Annotated in this window: 6 protein-coding genes; 5 read left to right on the top strand and 1 reads right to left on the bottom strand. The window is 69.8% G+C overall.

The genetic code is table 11. The features are described from left to right. Positions 1-50: 50 nt before the first annotated feature. The 5 genes from ACZ68L_RS31685 to ACZ68L_RS31665 all read left to right on the top strand — a co-directional run bounded on the left by ACZ68L_RS31685 (position 51) and on the right by ACZ68L_RS31665 (position 15288). Positions 51-9536, top strand: a complete 9486-nt coding sequence (locus ACZ68L_RS31685; protein ID WP_469583704.1) for a non-ribosomal peptide synthetase/type I polyketide synthase — start codon at positions 51-53, stop codon at positions 9534-9536. Continuing rightward, entirely contained in the window at positions 9526-11208 is a 1683-nt protein-coding gene (locus ACZ68L_RS31680) for a phytoene desaturase family protein (RefSeq protein WP_469583701.1), read from the top strand. Before ACZ68L_RS31685 ends, ACZ68L_RS31680 begins: the two co-directional genes overlap by 11 nt. Next, positions 11205-12953 (top strand): phytoene desaturase family protein, encoded by a 1749-nt coding sequence (locus ACZ68L_RS31675; RefSeq protein ID WP_469583699.1) that lies wholly within the window; start codon positions 11205-11207, stop codon positions 12951-12953. Before ACZ68L_RS31680 ends, ACZ68L_RS31675 begins: the two co-directional genes overlap by 4 nt. After that, a complete protein-coding gene (locus tag ACZ68L_RS31670; RefSeq protein ID WP_469583696.1) occupies positions 12950-14005 on the top strand; it encodes an MDR family NADP-dependent oxidoreductase in 1056 nt (351 codons plus the stop codon). Before ACZ68L_RS31675 ends, ACZ68L_RS31670 begins: the two co-directional genes overlap by 4 nt. An 80-nt stretch (positions 14006-14085) precedes the next feature. Then, a complete protein-coding gene (locus ACZ68L_RS31665) occupies positions 14086-15288 on the top strand; it encodes a cytochrome P450 (protein ID WP_469583694.1) in 1203 nt (400 codons plus the stop codon). Positions 15289-15477: 189 nt separating this feature from the next. Here the strand turns inward: ACZ68L_RS31665 and ACZ68L_RS31660 are convergent, their stop codons facing one another. Continuing rightward, on the bottom strand, positions 15478-16758 hold the full coding sequence (locus tag ACZ68L_RS31660; RefSeq protein WP_469583870.1) for a cytochrome P450: 1281 nt from the start codon (positions 16756-16758) through the stop codon (positions 15478-15480). Positions 16759-18148 lie beyond the last annotated feature (1390 nt).

Genomic DNA, 18148 nt, shown 5'->3' with positions numbered 1-18148 from the left:
CCTCTCGCATCCATGCCGTGTCGCGGCGCCACGACTTGAGGAGTACAACCTTGCCCGACGTGAACAGTGCCTCTGTGAGCGACAAAGTAGCGATCATCGGCATGGGCTGCCGGCTGCCCGGCGGTGCATCGGACCACCGCGCCTACTGGCAGAACCTCATGGAGGGCAAGGACTGCGTCACCCCCACACCGGCGGACCGCTACGACGTCTCGACGCTCGCCAGCCGGTTCAAGGAGAAACCCGGACGTCTGATCGGTGGCCGAGGCGGATACATCGAGGGTTTCGACGAATTCGACCCCGGCTTCTTCGGTATCAGCCCGCGCGAGGCCGACCATATGGACCCGCAGCAGCGCAAACTGCTGGAAGTGGCGTGGGAGGCATTGGAGGACGGCGGCCAGCGGCCCTCGGAACTCGCGGGCAGCAACACCGCCGTGTTCGTCGGCGCGTTCACACTGGACTACAAGATCCTCCAGTTCTCCGACCTGGGCTTCTCCTCACTGGCCGCGCACACCGCCACCGGCACCATGATGACGATGGTCTCGAACCGCCTCTCGCACTGCTTCGACTTCCGGGGCCCCAGCCTGTCGATCGACACCGCCTGCAGTTCCTCCCTGGTGGCGGTGCACCTCGCCTGCCAGAGCCTGAACAACCGGGAGACCGATCTCGCACTGGCCGGTGGCGTCCTGCTGCACATGGCGCCCCAGTACACCATTGCCGAGACGAAGGGCGGATTCCTGTCGCCCGACGGCCGCTCCCGTACGTTCGACGCCGCCGCCAACGGCTACGTACGGGCCGAAGGTGTCGGCATGGTCGCGCTCAAGCGGTTGGACGACGCCGTCCGTGACGGCGATCCCATCCACGCGGTGATCATCGGTACGGGGGTCAACCAGGACGGCCGCACCAATGGCATCACCGTGCCCAGCGCGGACGCCCAGTCCGACCTCATCCAACGCGTCTGCGCCACAGCCGGCATCACCCCCGGCGCCCTGCAGTACGTGGAGGCGCACGGCACCTCGACCCCGGTCGGCGACCCGATCGAGGCGAACGCGCTGAGCCGGGCGCTCGCCGTGGGACGCAGACCCGGTGCCCCCTGCTACGTCGGGTCCGTCAAGACGAACATCGGGCACACCGAAGCGGCAGCGGGCATCGCCGGGCTGATCAAGACCGTTCTCTGCCTGAAGCACCGCCGTATCCCGCCCCACATCAACCTGGAGCGGATCAACACCGCCATCGACCGGGAGGCCTCCCCGTACCGGATTCCGACCGAGCCGACCGACTGGCCCGAGCACGAGGGCCCCGCACGGGCGGGAGTGAACTCGTTCGGCTTCGGCGGCACGAACGCCCATGTCGTACTGGAGGAGGCGCCCGGGCAAGAGGCGCGGCCGGCCGTTCCCCGCGAACGGGCCTGGAACATCCTTCCGTTGACCGCCCGGACCCCGGACGTCCTGCCCGAGGTGGCGGCGGGCATCCGTCGCGAACTGGCCGGGGCCCACGGTCCCGAGGTGTCGCTGCCCGACCTCGTTTACACGCTCGCCCGTCGCCGCCAGCACCTCGAATCGCGGCTCTCCGTCGTGTACTCCTCACGCGCCGAACTGGACGAGGGGCTAGCCGCCTTCCATCGGGGCGAACCCCACCCCCGGGCCGTCGAAGGCAGGCAGCTCGACGCCGAACGGCGCGGTTTGGTCTGGGTGTTCACCGGCATGGGGCCGCAGTGGTGGGGGATGGGCCGCCAGCTGTTCGAGGGCGACGAGGTGTTCCGGGAGGCGGTCACCCGCTGCGATCAGGCCATCCGCACGTTCGCGGACTGGTCCCTGATCGAGGAAATGACGGCAGACGAAGCCGATTCGCGCATGGGTGAGACATGGCTCGCTCAACCGGCCAACTTCGCCGTCCAGGTAGGGCTCGCGGCCATGTGGCGCCAGTACGGTGTGCGGCCGGACGCCGTGGTCGGCCACAGCACCGGCGAGATCGCCGCCTTCTACGAAGCGGGCGTCTACACCCTGGAGGACGCGGCGAGGATCGTGGTGCACCGCAGCCGGCTCCAGCAGCGGCTGACCGGGACCGGCACCATGCTCGCCGTGAGCCTGCCCGAGGCGGAGGCGCGGCACCGGGCGGCGGCGTACGGGGACCGGATGTCCGTGGCCGCGGTCAACAGTCCCTCGGCGGTGACGCTGGCCGGGGACCGCGACGCACTGGCCGAACTGGCGGACGTGCTGCGGTCCGAGGAGATCTTCGCCAAGCTCCTGACGGTACAGGTCCCGTACCACAGCGCGGGCATGGAGGCGATCAAGGACGAGCTGCTGACATCCCTGGCCGGGCTCGAACCCAGGGCGGCGATGGTTCCGTTGTATCCGACCGCTCAGGAGGGCACGGCGCACGGCAGCGAGCTGGACGCGGAGTACTGGTGGAGGAACGTCCGCCACCCGGTCCTTTTCCGCTCGGCCGTCGACCGGCTCGCCGACGACGGGTTCGGGCTGTTCCTGGAGATCGGTCCGCATCCGGTGCTCGGCCACTCCATCCGTGAGTGCCTCGACGGCAGGGGGGCGGCCGTGCGTACCCTTCCGTCGATCCGCCGCCGGGAGAACGAGCCGGAGCGCTTCGCGACGTCGTTGGCGGAGCTGCACAACGTCGGCGTCCCCGTCGCCTGGGACGCCCTGCACCCGGTGGGCAATCCGGTGGCCCTGCCCCGCTATCCATGGAAGCGCGACCGCTACTGGACCGAGCCCGGCCCCGTCGCGCACGTCCGCCTCGGCCGGACCGAGCATCCCCTGCTGGGCCGCCGCACGACGCACACGGAACCGACGTGGCACACGACGCTCGACACCGAGCGGCTGCCCTACCTCGACGACCACCGCATCCAGTCGACCGTGGTCTTCCCGGCGGCGGGGTACCTGGAGATGGCCGTGCAGGCGGTCCGCTCCCTGACCGGCGGCACCCACGTCGTACTCACGGACATCGAACTCCTCAGAGCGCTCTTCCTGCCCGAGGGCGAGGACCGGGCCGTACGCCTGACGCTCTCGCCGCAGAACGCGGCGTTCACCATCGCCTCGGCACAGGAGGGCGAGGGCGAGCGGGCGGTGCACGCGAGCGGTGTCGTGCGCTCCGGGCAGCCGCGTCCGGCCGGCCCGCCCGTGGACACAGCGGCTCTCGCGGCACGCTGCCGACGCCGGCTGGACGGCGCGGACTGCTACACGGAGCTGGCCGCTCTGGGGTACCACTACGGCCCCGCGTTCCGGACCATCGAAGAGGTGTGGATCGGATCCGGCGAAGTCCTCGCCCGGCTCCGCCCGCCCGCGGTGATCGGAGACGACGCGGCCCGGCACCACATCCACCCCGTACTGCTCGACGGCTGCTTCCAGTCCCTGCTCGCGACGCAACTCCTCGACGGCGGCGCGGACCGGCAGACCTCCGGTATCCGTCTGCCCCTGTCCATCGACGAGGTGTGCCTCGCCCCGGTCGGGAACCGGCCGATCTGGGTGCACGCCACGGTGACCCGCGGCGACGCGGATGAGCTCGTCGGGGACATGGCCCTCTACGCGGACGGCGGCGAACCCCTGGGCGGCATCGGTGGCTTTCGCGCAGCCGATGTGGAGAAGGCGTCCACGACGGTCGGTCTCGGCACGATCGATTCCTGGCTCGCCGAGACCACGTGGATCGACAGGCCCTTCTATCCCGCCGAGGGCAACGGCCCGTACGAGGGCGAGGCCCAGGTCGGGGCCGGAGCCGCCTCACAGGGCGGCGCCGACTGGCTGGTGTTCGCCGATCGGCAGGGCGTCGGCGATGCTCTGAGCGCCCTGCTCGCCGAGCGCGGCGAGCGCTGCTGTCTCGTGCGTCCCGGCGATGCGTACCACACGAGCGACGACGGACGGGAGTCCACGGTCGTGCCGGGATCCGCCGCGGATCTGGAACGGCTCTTCGCCGACCTGGGGGAGGGCGGCCAGGACCGGGGCAACGACCAGGAAGGAGCGAACGGCAGGACCGGTGCGGCTTCCTTCGGGACCATCGTGCATCTGTGGAACCTCGACCTGCCGCAGCTCGCCGGGACTTCACGGCAGGACCTCGTACGGCACAGCGGCACGGGCGCCTACTCACTGATCACGCTCGCCCGGACACTGCTGGGCCACGGGGCCGAAGGCAGGCTGCACATCGTGACGCGTGGCGCGCAGCACGTGGAGCCCGGCGAGACCGTCGAACCCCTGGGGGCACCGGCATGGGGGATCGGCCGGGTGCTCAGGCATCAGGAGCTGACCTCCCACCGCGGCAAACTGATCGACCTGGATCCCGGCCGACGCGGAGACGAGGGATGCCGGGCCGATGCCCAAGCGCTGCTGCGCGAGGTCCTCACGGACGACGAGGAAGAGATCGCGCTGCGCGGCGACCACCGCCTCACCAGCAGGGTGCGGCGGGCCGAAGGGCTGACGCGTCCCCTTCCGCTGCGATTGCGCGCCGACGCCGACTACCTGGTCACCGGCGCCTTCGGAGCGCTCGGCAGACTGCTCTGCAGGACACTCGTACGACGTGGGGCGCGCGGTCTGATCCTGATCGGACGCACCGCCCTCCCGGAGCGCTCCGCCTGGCGCGGTCTCGACCCCGACACCGCCGAGGGCCGTGCCGTGACCTTCGTCAAGGAACTGGAGGCGCTCGGGGCACGCGTCGTCCTGGCCCCCCTCGACATCACCGACGAGACCGCTTTCACGGCCTGGCTCGACGCGCGTCGGCGCACCTCCCCGCTGCCCGTACGAGGGGTGTTCCACCTGGCCGGCCGGGTACGCGACACACTCGTCACGGACATGGACCGGCGAACCTTCGCCGAGGCCCACGATCCCAAGGCCATCGGCGCGTATCTGCTCCACCGGCACCTCGGCGACGAACCGCTCGACCACTTCGTCCTGTTCGCCTCGATCGCTTCCCTGCTGACCACGGCGGGCCAGACCAACTACGCCGCGGGGAACGCGTTCCTGGACGCGCTGGCCCAGCACCGGCGGGCACTCGGTCTGCCGGGGCTGAGCGTGGACTGGGGACCGTGGGCCACCGGCATGATCGAAGAGCTCGGGCTCGTCGACCACTACCTCCGCAGCCGCGGGATGAGCTCGCTCTCACCGGATGCCGGCATGGCGGTCCTGGAGCGTGTCATCGGCCAGGACCGGGCCCAGTTGCTCGTCGCCACAGTCGTCGACTGGCCGGTGTTCCTGGCCTGGTACGCCTCGCCGCCCGCGCTGGTGGCCGACCTCGCGGCGACGGCCGGCACCGGCACCGGCGACGCCGCGGGTGAGGGCATCCTCGACACCTTCCGCGACGCGGACGCGACCGAGCGCCTGACGCTGGTGACCCGGCGGTTCACCGAAGTGGCCTCCTCGGTGCTGCGGACGGGGCCCGACCGCATCGACCCGCGGGCAGGCCTCAACGCGTTGGGACTCGACTCACTCCTGGCAATGGAGCTGCGCGCCCGGCTCGTCTCCGAACTCGGCGTCGCTCCGCCCGTGGTGGCCCTGCTGAGCGGCACTCCGGTCGACGAGCTGATCGGACAGCTCCACGACGGGCTCACCGAAGCGGTGGCGCTCGAAACCGATGGTGACGACAAGGCCGCGGTGGAGGTGTTCGACGACGAGCTGCGCCATCCGCTGACGCAGAATCAGAAGGCCCTGTGGTTCCTCAGGCAGCTGGATCCCGACGGCTACGCGTACAACATCGGCGGCGCGGTCGAGGTCCGTGTCGCTCTCGAACCCGACCTGATGTTCGAGGCCGTCCGCCGCCTGGTGCAGCGTCACCCCGCGTTGCGGACGAACTTCCTCACCGTGGACGGCGTGCCGGTGCAGCAGGTGTCCACGGACCGGAGCCCGGACGTCGCGCTGTTCGATGTACAGGACCAGGAGTGGGAGGACATCCACCGCACGATCGTGGCCCAGTACCGCAGGCCGTACGACCTCGAACACGACCCGCTGTTCCGCTTCCGCCTCTTCAAGCGTGGCCCCGACCGCTGGGTGATCATGAAGGCGGTCCACCACATCGTCTCCGACGCGATCTCGACGTTCACCTTCATCGAGGAACTCCTCGCGGTGTACGAGGGGCTGCGGCACGGCCGTGCGCCCTCGCTGCCGCCCGTCACGGCCCGGTATCTGGACTTCCTCAACGCACAGAACCGCTTCCTGGCCGGGTCGGCGGCGCACCGCATGCTCGACTACTGGCGCTCGCACCTGCCTGCCGAGGTGCCGGTCCTGGAGTTGCCCGCCGACAAGCCCCGCCCGGCCGTGCAGACACACAACGGCGCCTCGGAGTTCTTCGTGCTGGACACGGCTCTCACGGCCCGGGTGCACGCTCTGGCCCGCGAGCACGACGTGACCCCGTTCATGGTGCTGCTCAGTGCCTACTACGTACTGCTCCAGCGCTATTCGGGCCAGGACGACGTCATCGTGGGCAGTCCCGTGACCGGCCGGACCGACCAGGAGTTCGCCTCCGTCTACGGCTACTTCGTCAACCCGCTCCCGTTGCACGCGGACCTGTCCGGCGAACCATCGGTCGCCGACCTGCTGCAGCGGGTCCGCACGACCGTGCTGGGCGGCCTCGACAACCAGGAGTACCCGTTCGTCCTGCTCGTCGACGAGCTGGGGCTCCAGCACGATCCCAGCCGTTCCGCCGTGTTCCAGGCGATGTTCATCCTGCTGACCCACAAGGTCGCCACCGAGAAGTACGGCTATCGGCTGGAGTACATCGAACTCCCGGAAGAAGAAGGGCAGTTCGATGTCACGCTCTCCGTCTACGAGGACGAGGCGGAGCGTCGGTTCCACTGCGTCCTCAAGTACAACACCGACCTGTTCCTTCCTCAGACCATGCGGCGGATGGCAACGCACTACACCACACTGCTCGACAGCATGACCCGGGCACCGGCCGAACGGCCCATCACCCGGCTGGAGATGCTCGGCGCCCAGGAGCGTGAACGGCTGGTCCGCGAGTGGAGCGGCGCCGGGCACCTTGCTCCGCCAGCCGGTGCGGGGGAGTGGGAGAAGAGCCGGTTCCGCCCCGTGCACCAGCTGATCGCAGAGGTCGCGGCCCGGTGCCCGGACGCCGTCGCCGTTACGGTCCCGGCCCGTCACGGGACGGCTCTTCGGCTGACGTACGCGGAACTGGACCGCCGCTCCGGAGAACTGGCCCGGCGGCTGCGGGGACGGGGAGCCGGTGCCGGGTCGGTGGTGGCGCTGTGCCTGGAGAAGACGTCCGACCTCGTCGTCGTACTGCTGGCGGTACTCAAGGCCGGAGGCGCCTACCTCCCGGTCCCGACCGACCATCCGGCCGACCGGGTCGCCCACACCGTGCGGACCGCGTCCGCCACCCTCGTGCTCGTCGAGGACGATGTCTGCCGCGACCGGATGCCGGGGTTGCCTGCCGAGACGCTGACCCTGCGGGAGCTGTACGAGTCCGAGCCCGCCCCGGACGACCGGCGGCCGCCCGCGCCCGGCGCCGAGGAGACTTCCGGCCTCGACTCGCCCGCGTACGTCGTCCACACCTCCGGTTCGACCGGGCACCCCAAGGCCGTGCAGGTCAGTCACCGGAACCTCGCCTCGGCGTACGGAGCGTGGCTGAAGGAGTACCGGCTGGACCGTGACGTGCGGGTGCACCTCCAGATGGCGGCCCCCTCGTTCGACGTCTTCACCGGGGACCTGGTACGCGCCCTGTGCTCGGGCGGAAACCTGGTCCTGGTCGACCGGGACCTGCTCTTCGACACCGAACGTCTCCACCGGACCATGCGAGAGGAACACGTCGACTGCGCGGAGTTCGTCCCCGCCGTCGTACGCGGACTCATGGACCACTGCGAACGAGAGGGCCACCGGCTGGACTTCATGCGTCTGCTCGTCGTAGGTTCCGACGCCTGGAAGGTGGGGGAGTACCGACGTCTGCGCGAGCTGTGCGGACCGCGCACCCGCCTGATCAACTCCTACGGGGTCACCGAGGCCACCATCGACAGCGCCTGCTTCGAAGGACCCGTCGACGACCTGGAACCCGGCCGGACGGTGCCGATCGGACGCCCCCTGAGCAACAGCACGCTCCATGTGCTCGATCAGCACGGCGAACCCGTGCCGCCCGGCGTGCCGGGCGAACTGTGGATCGGCGGAGACGGCGTCGCGCTCGGCTACGCGGGCGACCCCGCGCAGACGGCCCAGCGCTTCGTGACCCGGACCCTGAGCCGGGAGCCCGGCGCCGAACCCGAACGTCTCTACCGGAGCGGCGACGCGGCACGCTGGGACGTGAACGGCTCGGTCCATCTGCTGGGGCGCGTCGACGACCAGGTCAAGCTCCGCGGCCACCGGATCGAGATCGGTGAGATCGAGGCCCACCTCGCCCGGTGGCCCCAGCTGGCCCGGACGGTCGTCGCGGTGCGCCCCGACGCCAGGGGCGAGGACGTGCTCTGTGCCTACTGCGTTCCGGTGGAAGGAGCAGCGCTCGACCGGCGCGCGCTCCGTCGGCGCCTCGCGGGGCTGCTGCCCGCGTACATGGTCCCCTCCCACTTCGTCACCCTGCCGGAACTTCCCTTGACCGCCAACGGGAAGGTCGACATCGCCGGTCTCCCCACGCCCCGGTTCGACGCGCGGGAGGAGCCCGAGGAGAAGCTCACCACACCCTTCGAGGCGAGCATGGCCAGGCACTGGAAGGAACTGCTCGGACTGGAACGGGTCAACCCGACGCACGAGTTCTTCGAGGCCGGTGGCAGCTCCATCAAGCTGATCGAGCTCATCCACCGACTCCGGCAGGAATTCGGCGTGGCCATTCCCGTGAGTCTGCTGTACCAGGTCACGACTCTGCACGGGATGGCCGCCACGGTGGAGCGTCTCGCCACCGGCGGGATCTCGGACGACCTGCCCTGCCTGAGCTTCAACGGCGACCGGGAGCGGACGGTGTTCTGCTTCCCGCCAGCCGGCGGCCACGGCCTCGTCTACCGGGCGTTCGCCGCCCAACTGCCCGATTACCGTCTGATCGCCTTCAATTACGTCCCTGGCGAGAACAAGGTGGGCCACTACGCCGACCTCGTCGAATCCCTGCGGTCCGAGGGCAGCTGCCTGCTGCTCGGCTACTCCCTCGGTGGCAACCTCGCGTTCGAGGTGGCCAAGGAACTCGAGTGCCGGGGACGTGACGTCGCCCACGTGATCGTCCTCGACTCGCACCGCATCCTGGAGCCCTATGCACCGGGCCGCGAGCACTTCGAGATCTTCGAGGCGGAACTGGCCGAACACCTGCGCAAGCACACCGGGTCGGAGATCGTCGCTCGCGAAACCCTCGAACACGCCGCGGAGTACCTGGCGTTCTGCGGCCGCACGCCGAACCTCGGCGCGGTTCGCGCCACCGTCAGCGTGGTCACGGACGAGGAGAAGACCGCCCTCTACGCCGCAGGCGCACGTGGCACCTGGCACGGCAGCTCCACCACGGCCACGGCCGTACTGCGCGGCTCCGGAATCCACGCCGACATGCTCGACCCCAAGCACGTGGCGCGCAACGCCGAGCTGGTGCGCGGCATCCTCCAGGAGGGCGGCGCCGATGGCCGGTGACAGGGACGACGCGTGGAGCTCCGGTGAGCGGGAGGCGGACGGCAGCCCCCGGGTCATCGTGATCGGCGCCGGCGTCGCCGGCCTGTCCACCGGTTGCTACGCGCAGATGAACGGAATGCGGTCCCGCATCTTCGAGAAGCATGTGCTGCCGGGGGGTTGCTGCACGGCCTGGTCGCGCGACGGCTACATCTTCGACTACTGCATCGAGTGGCTCATCGGCACGGCCGCCGGCAACGACGCCCACCAGGTGTGGCGCGAACTGGGAGCGCTCGACGGCAAGACCATCACCAACTTCGAGATGTTCAACCGGGTCGTCGACGAGACCGGCCGGTCAGTGGTCTTCTACAACGACCCGGACCGGCTGGAGCGCCACCTGCTCGACGTCTCGCCCGGCGACGCCCGGACGATCCGGTCGTTCTGCCGCGATCTGCGGCGGTTCATCGACATCGAGCTGTACCCCTTCCTCACCGCCCCGGCCCTGCGCACCGTACGCGAGCGGGTGGAGACGCTGCGCACCGTCCTGCCCGCGTTCCGCCTGTTCTGGCGTACGGCGTCGACGCCCATGCACGAGTTCGCCGACCGGTTCCAGGACCCGCTGCTGCGCCGGGCGTTCCGCAACATCTTCTTCCAGGACCCGGAAGGGTTCCCGCTGCTCCCGTACCTGTTCAACATGGCCAGCGCGTATCACCACAACGCCGGTTTCCCGCAAGGAGGTTCACTGGGCCTGGCCCGGTCGATCGAGGAGCGGTACACGGCGCTGGGCGGCGAGATCAGCTACCGCGCGCGGGTCGAACGGATCCTGGTCGAGGACGGACGTGCCATCGGCATCGAACTGCGCAACGGCAGACGGTACTACGCCGACCACGTCGTCTCCGCCTGCGACGGCCACACCACCATCCACGGTCTTCTGCAGGGCCGGTTCACCGGGCCGCGGATCGACAAGCTGTACAACGACCTGCTGCACCGCCCCGGCACCCTCTTCCCCGCTGTGGTCTCGGCCTTCGTCGGGATCCGGGGCGATCTGGGCCCCGACCGGGCGCACAGCACCACGTATCTGCTCTCCCCCGAGGACGCCGCGCGGCTGCCCGGTGCTCTCCAGAGCAGTCTGGTGGTCCAGTTGCGCTCCCGCTACTCGGACGGATTCGCCCCGCCCGGAAGGTCGGTGGTCCACTGCACCTACTTCAGCGACTTCGCTCACTGGAGGGCGCTGCGCAGCGCCGACCGCAGGGAGTACCGGGCACAGAAGCGCCAAGTGGCCGACTTCGTCGCAGGATTCCTGGAACGCCGCCTGCCGGGCACGGCCGAGCGCATCGAACTGGTCGACGTCGCCTCCCCGGTGACGACCCGGCGCTACACCGGCAACCACGACGGCTCCATCCTGGCCTGGAAGGCCTTCTCCGAGGCCGACGACATCGCGGCCGGGCTCGTCGGCAAGGACCGCATGCGCCTGCCGGGCCTGCGCGGCTTCTCCATGGCCGGACAGTGGGTCGGCATGGGCGGCCTGATCCGTGCCGCGTCGACCGGCCGCTTCGTCGTCCAGTACCTCTGCGACGAGCTGGGACGCGGATTCACGGCGTCCGAGAGCCGTGGGGAGGAACCCTGGCACCCCGGGAAGCTGGGGCGCCTGCCCCAGCTCGACCCATGGTCCGCGAGCGGGGGCACCCGCACATGAACACACGGAAGAGCAGGCTCCTGTCGCGCTCCCGGCGCGAGTCGATGATCATCATCGGCGCAGGGCTCGGCGGCCTGTCCACCGGCTGCTACGCCCGGATGAACGGCTACCGCACCCACGTCCTGGAGATGCACGAGCTGCCGGGCGGCTGCTGCACGGCCTGGGACCGCGGCGATTTCACGCTGGATCCCTGCGTCAGCTGGCTCCTCGGCAGTGGACCCGGCAACGAGATGCACCAGATCTGGCTGGAGCTGGGCGCGTTGCAGGGCAAGGAGGTACGGCACTTCGATGTGTTCAACGTCGTGCGCGGCCGGTGCGGGCGGGCCGTGTACTTCTACTCCGACCCCGACCGGCTTCAAGCGCATCTGACGGACATCTCGCCCGCCGACTCCGCTCTGATCCGTGACTTCTGCAAGCAACTGCGCACATTCCGCAAGTGCCTCGCCGTCTATCCGTTCCTCAAGCCGGTCGGACTGATGTCGACGCCGGAGCGCTGGCGCATGCTGGCGTCGTTCGTGCCGTACTTCAACGTCGTACGCAAAACCATCAGCGTCCTGATGGCCGACTACTCGGCCAGGTTCCGGGACCCCCTGCTGCGCGAGGCGTTCAACTTCATCCTGTACGAGAAGCATCCGGCGTTCCCCGTGCTGCCCTTCCACTTCCAGCTCGCCTCGCACGCGAACCTCTCCGCCGGCGTCCCCGAAGGCGGATCGCTCGGACTGGCCGAGTCCATCGAGCGGCGCTATCGCGGACTCGGCGGCGAAGTGACCTACAACGCCAAGGTCGAGGAGGTGCTCGTCGAGGACGACCGTGCCGTCGGCGTACGGCTGAGCGACGGCAGCGAACTGCGCGCCGACATCGTCGTCTCGGCCTGCGACGGCCGCACCACGATGATGGACCTGCTCGGCGGCCGCTACCTCAACGACGCCTACCGCCGGCTCTACACCAGGACCATCCACCAGCCCGGCATGGTGTTCCCCGGGTACTTCACCCTCTTTCTCGGCCTGCGCCGCGACTTCCCGGACGCCGACCCCTGCACGACCTATCTGCTCGACGAGGCGGAGGCCGCCGGTCTGACCGGAATCCGCCACCCCAGCATCAACGTCCAGTTCCGCAGCAGGCACTACCCGGAACTCTCCCCGCGCGGGACGAGCATCGCGTACGTCACCTACTTCTGCGACATCGCTCCCTGGCGGACCCTGGACGAAGGACCGGAGCAGGCGACCCGGACGCGCGGCGGCCGGAGACTCCACACGCTGCCGGTACGCCACGGCCGCGGGTACTACGCGGCCAAGAAGCGGGCCCGCGACGTACTCGTCGCGTTCCTGGAACGGCGCCACCCCGGCATCACCGACGCGATCGCCGTGCGCGATGTGTCCAGCCCGCTCACACAGGTCCGCTACACGGGCAACTACGACGGCACGGTGCTCGGCTGGCAGCCGTTCGTGGAGAGCGGGGAGACGCTGGAGACGCTCATCAAGAAACACGGCCCCGGCCTGCCGGGACTGCGGAACTTCTACCAGTCCGGCGTGTGGGCGACGACGGGCGGCCTGATCCGCGCGGCGGCGGCGGGCCGGCATGTCATGCAGTTCATCTGCCGGGACGACGGCAGGACGTTCACCGCGTCCGTCGACGAGAGCGGGCCGCCCCCGACCCATCTCGTCGTTCCGGTGGGCCCCCGACCGGAGGCGCGGTTTGTGGCGGACGACCGGTTGTCCCTCGTCGACAGGAAGGGAACAGGATGAGGACCAGGAAATGGGTGGTACGTGAGCACATCGAGGGCGTCCCCGACATCGAGCGGGTCTACGGGGTGGTCGAGGAGGAACTCGACGTCGACCTCGCCCCGGACGAGATGCTGTTGAGAACGCGCTACGTATCGGTGGACCCCTACCTCCAGGGCATCGCGCTGGACACCCCTCTCGGCGCCCACATGGGGGCCGACTCGATCATGGAGGTGCTGGATGCGGGTCCGCGGGCGGCCCACCGCCCCGGCGATCTGGTGCAGGGATTCGGCGGCTGGCGGACCCATCTCATCAGCGACGGCGCGGCGACCCCCTGGCAGACCGGTACGTTCCCGATGGTCTTCCCGGCCTTCCGCCGCCTGGATCCGAACTGGTACGACGACGCGCTGCCGCTGCCCACCGCGTTGAGCGTCATGGGCGGTCCCGGGATGACGGCCTGGGGCACCCTGACCAAGTTCATGTCCGTCCGCCCGGGGGACACCGTCGTGATCAGTGGCGCCTCCGGCTCCGTCGGTTCGCTGGTCGGCCAGCTGGCCAAGCTCGCCGGGGCGCGGGTCGTGGGTACCACCTCGACGGCGGACAAGGCGGAGTACCTCGACGAGCTGGGATTCGACGCGGTCGTCGTCTATCGCCACAAGGACAGCAGCGACGCGGTGCGGGAAGCCCTCTCCTGGGTCGCACCGGACGGGGTGGACAAGTACTTCGACAACCTGGGCGGCACGGTCACCGACGCCGTGTTCTCCATGCTCAACGTCGGCAGCCAGGTGGCCGTGTGCTGGCAGTGGGCCACCCAGGTGGGCCGGGAGGCCTTCGGGCCGAGGCTGCTGCCGTACATCATGTTTCCCCGTACCTCGGTGCGCGGCATCTTCTCGCTGGAGTGGTTCACCGAACAGAACTGGCGCGCGCTCCACGACGAGCTCGGCGGCAGGGTCCGGCGGGGCGAGATCCGCTGCGGGCACACCCTCCACCAGGGTTTCGAGAACATCCCGGACGCCTACCGGAGCCTCTACCAGGACACCGGAGCCAGTCGGGGCAAGGTGCTGGTCGAGCTCTGACCCCGTTGCTCCGACGCCTTCTTCCCGCCCGCATGCCCCTGCCCAGCAGCCCGCCGTAACCGTGCACGCCTGGAGGTCCGATGCCCCGCTCCGACGACACCGACGCGACGACCGGCCTGCCGACCCTCCCGCTGCACCGTCTGGGCTTCGACTCACCCGGACCACCCAGGCCGGTCGACCTGCCCGACGGGACGCGGGCATGGCTGGTGAGCCGGTACGAGGACGTGCGCAGGGTCCTGACCGACACCCGGTTCGGACGCGCGGGGCTCCACACAGCGGACGCCCCGCCCCTGACGGCAGACGCCGGTCTCGTCGGCAGCCTGGATCTGATGTTCAACCAGGACGGCGAGGACCATCTGCGCCTGCGCCGCACCCTGCGGCGCGCGTTCACACCGAGGGCCGTCGCCCGATGGCGGCCCTGGATCGCCACGATCGTGGAACAGCGCCTCGACGAACTCGCCGCCGAAGCCCCTCCGGTGGACCTGGTGGCCGCCTTCACCCTGCCGCTCCCGGTCGAGGTGATCAGCCGGCTCATGGGTCTCGACGCCCCGGCGAGGCAACGGCTGCGCCACTGGACGCAGTACGCCTTTTCGGACGGCTCCCACCCCAAGGAGGAAATGGATGCGGCGCTGGCGGAGTTCGCCGCCTTCGGAGCCGCGCTGCTGGCCGAGCGGAGGAATGCGCCGGGGGACGATCTGACCAGCGTGCTGGTACGGGCGGCCGACGAGGAGGGAGGCATCCCGGAGGGACAGCTGGTCGACCTCGTGTGCGGACTGGTGGTGGGCGGGCACGACAGCACCATGACGATGCTGGGCAACGCCCTGCTCTATCTGCTCGGCGAACGGCCGGAGAGCTGGACCCGTCTCGGGGAGGACGAACGGGCCGCCGAGCTGCTGGCCGAGCGGTTGCTGCACCTGGTCCCGCTCGGCGACGACCGGGGGACCGCGCGTCACGCCGCCGCCGATACGGAGGTCGGCGGCGTGACCATCCCCGCCGGATCGGTGGTCCTGGCCGACTGCGGCATGGCCAACCGCGATCCCGATGTGTTCCCGCCCCGGCAGCTCGACGACCTGTTCGCCCCCTTGGAGGCCCCCACCTTGTCTTTCGGCGCCGGTCCGCACTACTGCCTGGGCGCCTGGCTGGCGCGGCTCGAACTCCAGCTGTCCCTGCACCGGCTCGCCGCCCGCTTCCCCGGCCTCCGGCTGGCACGCCCCGCCGAAGAAATCGAGTGGCGACGCGGCACCACCTCCCGCAGTCCTCAGCGGATCACCGTCACCTGGTAGGAGGACGACACACGGTCCGTGGGAGGGACCGGAGCACACCGCGTCCGACCGCGAACGAACCGGCCGCGGAGCCCCGGACCCGACGGGACCGACGGACCCCCGGAGGGGCGATGCGGGACCCGCACACGGCGACCGGAGCGACGACGTCCCCGGTGGAGAGCAGCGGATACGCCGGGGGTGAGCACCCGCTCAGCGCAAGTGCACCGGCAGCGATTCGACGCCGTACACGATGGACAGTTTGCGGAAGGCCAGCTCCTGGGGCGGAACGGCGAGGCGCATCCGGGGAAAGCGCCGGGCCAGGGCCGGGTAGGCGGAGCGCAGTTCCATGCGCGCGAGTTCGGCGCCTATGCACCGGTGTATTCCGTAGCCGAAGGCGAGATGCCCCGAGGCCTGACGGCGCGGGTCGAAGCGCCCGTCGTCCTTGGCGTACGACGCGTCGCGGTTGGCGCTGCTCAGCGAGCAGAGCACCATGTCGCCCTGCGGAATGACCACCCCCGCTATCTCGATGTCCTCACGTGCGAACCGAGGGAAGGCGATCTGCACCGCGGAGAGGTAGCGCAGCACCTCCTCGACGAAGGGCGCGGCCGTCGCGTCGTCGGTCCGTATTCGCTCGAAGACGTCCTTGTTCTGCAGCAACACGAGCGAGCCGAGGGCGATCGTGCTGGCGGTCGTCTCGAATCCTCCGGTCAGCACGCCGTCGGCGAGACCCGCGAGTTCCTCGTCGTCGACGCTGTCGCCGTGCTCCTTCACGATCATGCCGAGCAGACCGTCACCCGGTTTCTCCCGCTGCGCCTCGACCACATTCCTGAAGTACGCCAGCGACGCCGACATGGCCCCGAAGGGCGCGGTCGTTCCGCCGAACAGGTCGAAGCGGTCCATGGCCAGCTGCTGGAAGTCGTCGCGGTCCTCATAGGGCACGCCGAGCAGCTCACAGATGGTGAGGGAAGGGATCGGCAGCGCGAACTCCTTCACCAGGTCGACCGGCCCCTGCTCGGCCTCCATCATGTCGAGGCGCTCCTCGACGATGGCGTCGATCCGGGGAGCCAGGCGCCGCAGCCGGCGCATCGTGAACTCCGGGGTGAGGATGCGGCGCAGCCGCGTGTGCACGGGAGGGTCGCTGAACCCGAGCCCTCCCGGGCTCTGCTCCGCTGCCACTCCGGCGTTCGTGGCGAGGTGGGCGAAGTCGGTACTGAACCCGTCGGCCGACCCGAGCACGGCCTTCGACTCCTCGTATCCGGTGACCACCCAGACGTCCATGCCGAACGGCAGCGAGACCTTGGATATCGGCGCATCCGCCCGGAGTCCGGCCAGCTTGTCCACCGGGTCCAGCCCATCCCTGCGCAGCATCATCAGCAGGTCTTCGGGCAGCAGCCGGATCGTGGAGGAACCAATTCCGTACTTCTGGATCCTGGACAGATAGGTGCGCCCAAGCCGGGCGGTTATACGAGAACGGAACTTCGTCCTCAACATGTTCTCCATGGGTCGCGCGGTCCGCACGCACGGTGCGGAGATGAGAGGGATGTGCAGCGGGCTCGGCAATGGACATGGGCAGGCGCTGACGCGACCTGAACCGAGAGAGTCGTATCTCGGGGCAGAAGTCGCAACAACGCTGGTAGCACACGGTAGCGCGAGCGGGCACGGTGGGCGGTCGGCAACCTTCTCGGCCGGGGCCGGAGGACCGAGGGGGTAACGAGGCCGCGCGCCGTCGATCGCCGCGCCGATCCGCGGATCGTGGTCATCGACGACCAGCTCCACACCGGGCAGGTGTGTGAGGGCGAGCAACTCGGAGGCGTTGTACGCCGCGTGCTCGGGGCCGCGCCGCCCGAGCAGGACCACCTCACGCACCTTTGAGCTGCGCAGGGCCGCGAGGGCGTGGTCGGCGATGTCCGTACCGGCCAGTTCCGAGGGATCCGTGACGAGGACACGGGTGACGTCGAGAGCGACATTGCCGTTGCCGGCCACGACCACGCGCTCGGCGGACAGGCCGATGGCGTCCGGTGCGACCTCGGGATGGGCGTTGTACCAGGACACGAACGCGGTCGCCGAGATGCATCCCGTTAACTCTTTTCCGGAGATGTCGAGTCGGCGACCGGTGGACGCGCCCACGGCGTAGATGACCGCGTCGACCGGGCAGGCGTCGGCGCAGGTACCGCAGTCGACCCAGCGGTCGGCGTACAGCATCTCCGTGCTGCCGAAGCCCCGCTCCTGCGGTGTCGGGTGAATGCAGTTGACGGGGCACACGGCGACACAGGTGGCGTCGCTGCAGCAGGAGAGGTGTGCCCCAGTCCCACCTCCGTGACCGGGTCGTAGGACCACTTCGCGGACGAGTCGAGCAGGCGACGGGAGACGTCGTGCTCGTGGAGCCGGTCCTGGTTCTCCGGCCGGACGGTGCTGCCATGCTGCGGTTCCTTGAATCGACGGAACGACGCCGGCCGTGGCCCCATCTCGCGCCCGCTCGATGAGACCGGCGGCAGCCGGACGCCGCCCTCGCTTGTGAGACGCGACGTCTAGCAAGCTGTTGGACGGAACGCATGGCAAGAGTGCCGTGCGGGCCTACCCCCATGGAGAAATCCGCTCGATCTCCCGCCCGTCGACACCGTGTCCAGCCGACCGCGCAGCCGGGCTCGCCCGCCCGGTCAGAAGCGGGTGCGTGCCCGGATGGAGTCAAGAGGGTGCGCCCGTTCCGATGGGGGCAGGCGGTGCGGTGAGTCACTCTGCGTCAGGTCCGCCGAGGGGCTTGGGCGGGGCCTTGAACGGCATGCTGACGGGCCTACGGAACCCACGACCGCGGCCGTCTTCCAGCCGGTCACCTTGCCGCTGACCAGGCGTGACTTCTCCGGCCGACGAACGAACGGCCTGC

The organism is Streptomyces sp. NPDC104309 (assembly GCF_055584025.1).
This window is presented reverse-complemented; position numbering and strand designations above follow the sequence as displayed.

Coding starts and splice junctions, on each gene's coding strand:
- ACZ68L_RS31680 (WP_469583701.1), top strand. CDS start 9,526: ATGGCCGGTGACAGGGACGACGCGTGGAGCTCCGGTGAGCGGGAGGCG.
- ACZ68L_RS31675 (WP_469583699.1), top strand. CDS start 11,205: ATGAACACACGGAAGAGCAGGCTCCTGTCGCGCTCCCGGCGCGAGTCG.
- ACZ68L_RS31670 (WP_469583696.1), top strand. CDS start 12,950: ATGAGGACCAGGAAATGGGTGGTACGTGAGCACATCGAGGGCGTCCCC.
- ACZ68L_RS31665 (WP_469583694.1), top strand. CDS start 14,086: ATGCCCCGCTCCGACGACACCGACGCGACGACCGGCCTGCCGACCCTC.
- ACZ68L_RS31660 (WP_469583870.1), bottom strand. CDS start 16,758: ATGTTGAGGACGAAGTTCCGTTCTCGTATAACCGCCCGGCTTGGGCGC.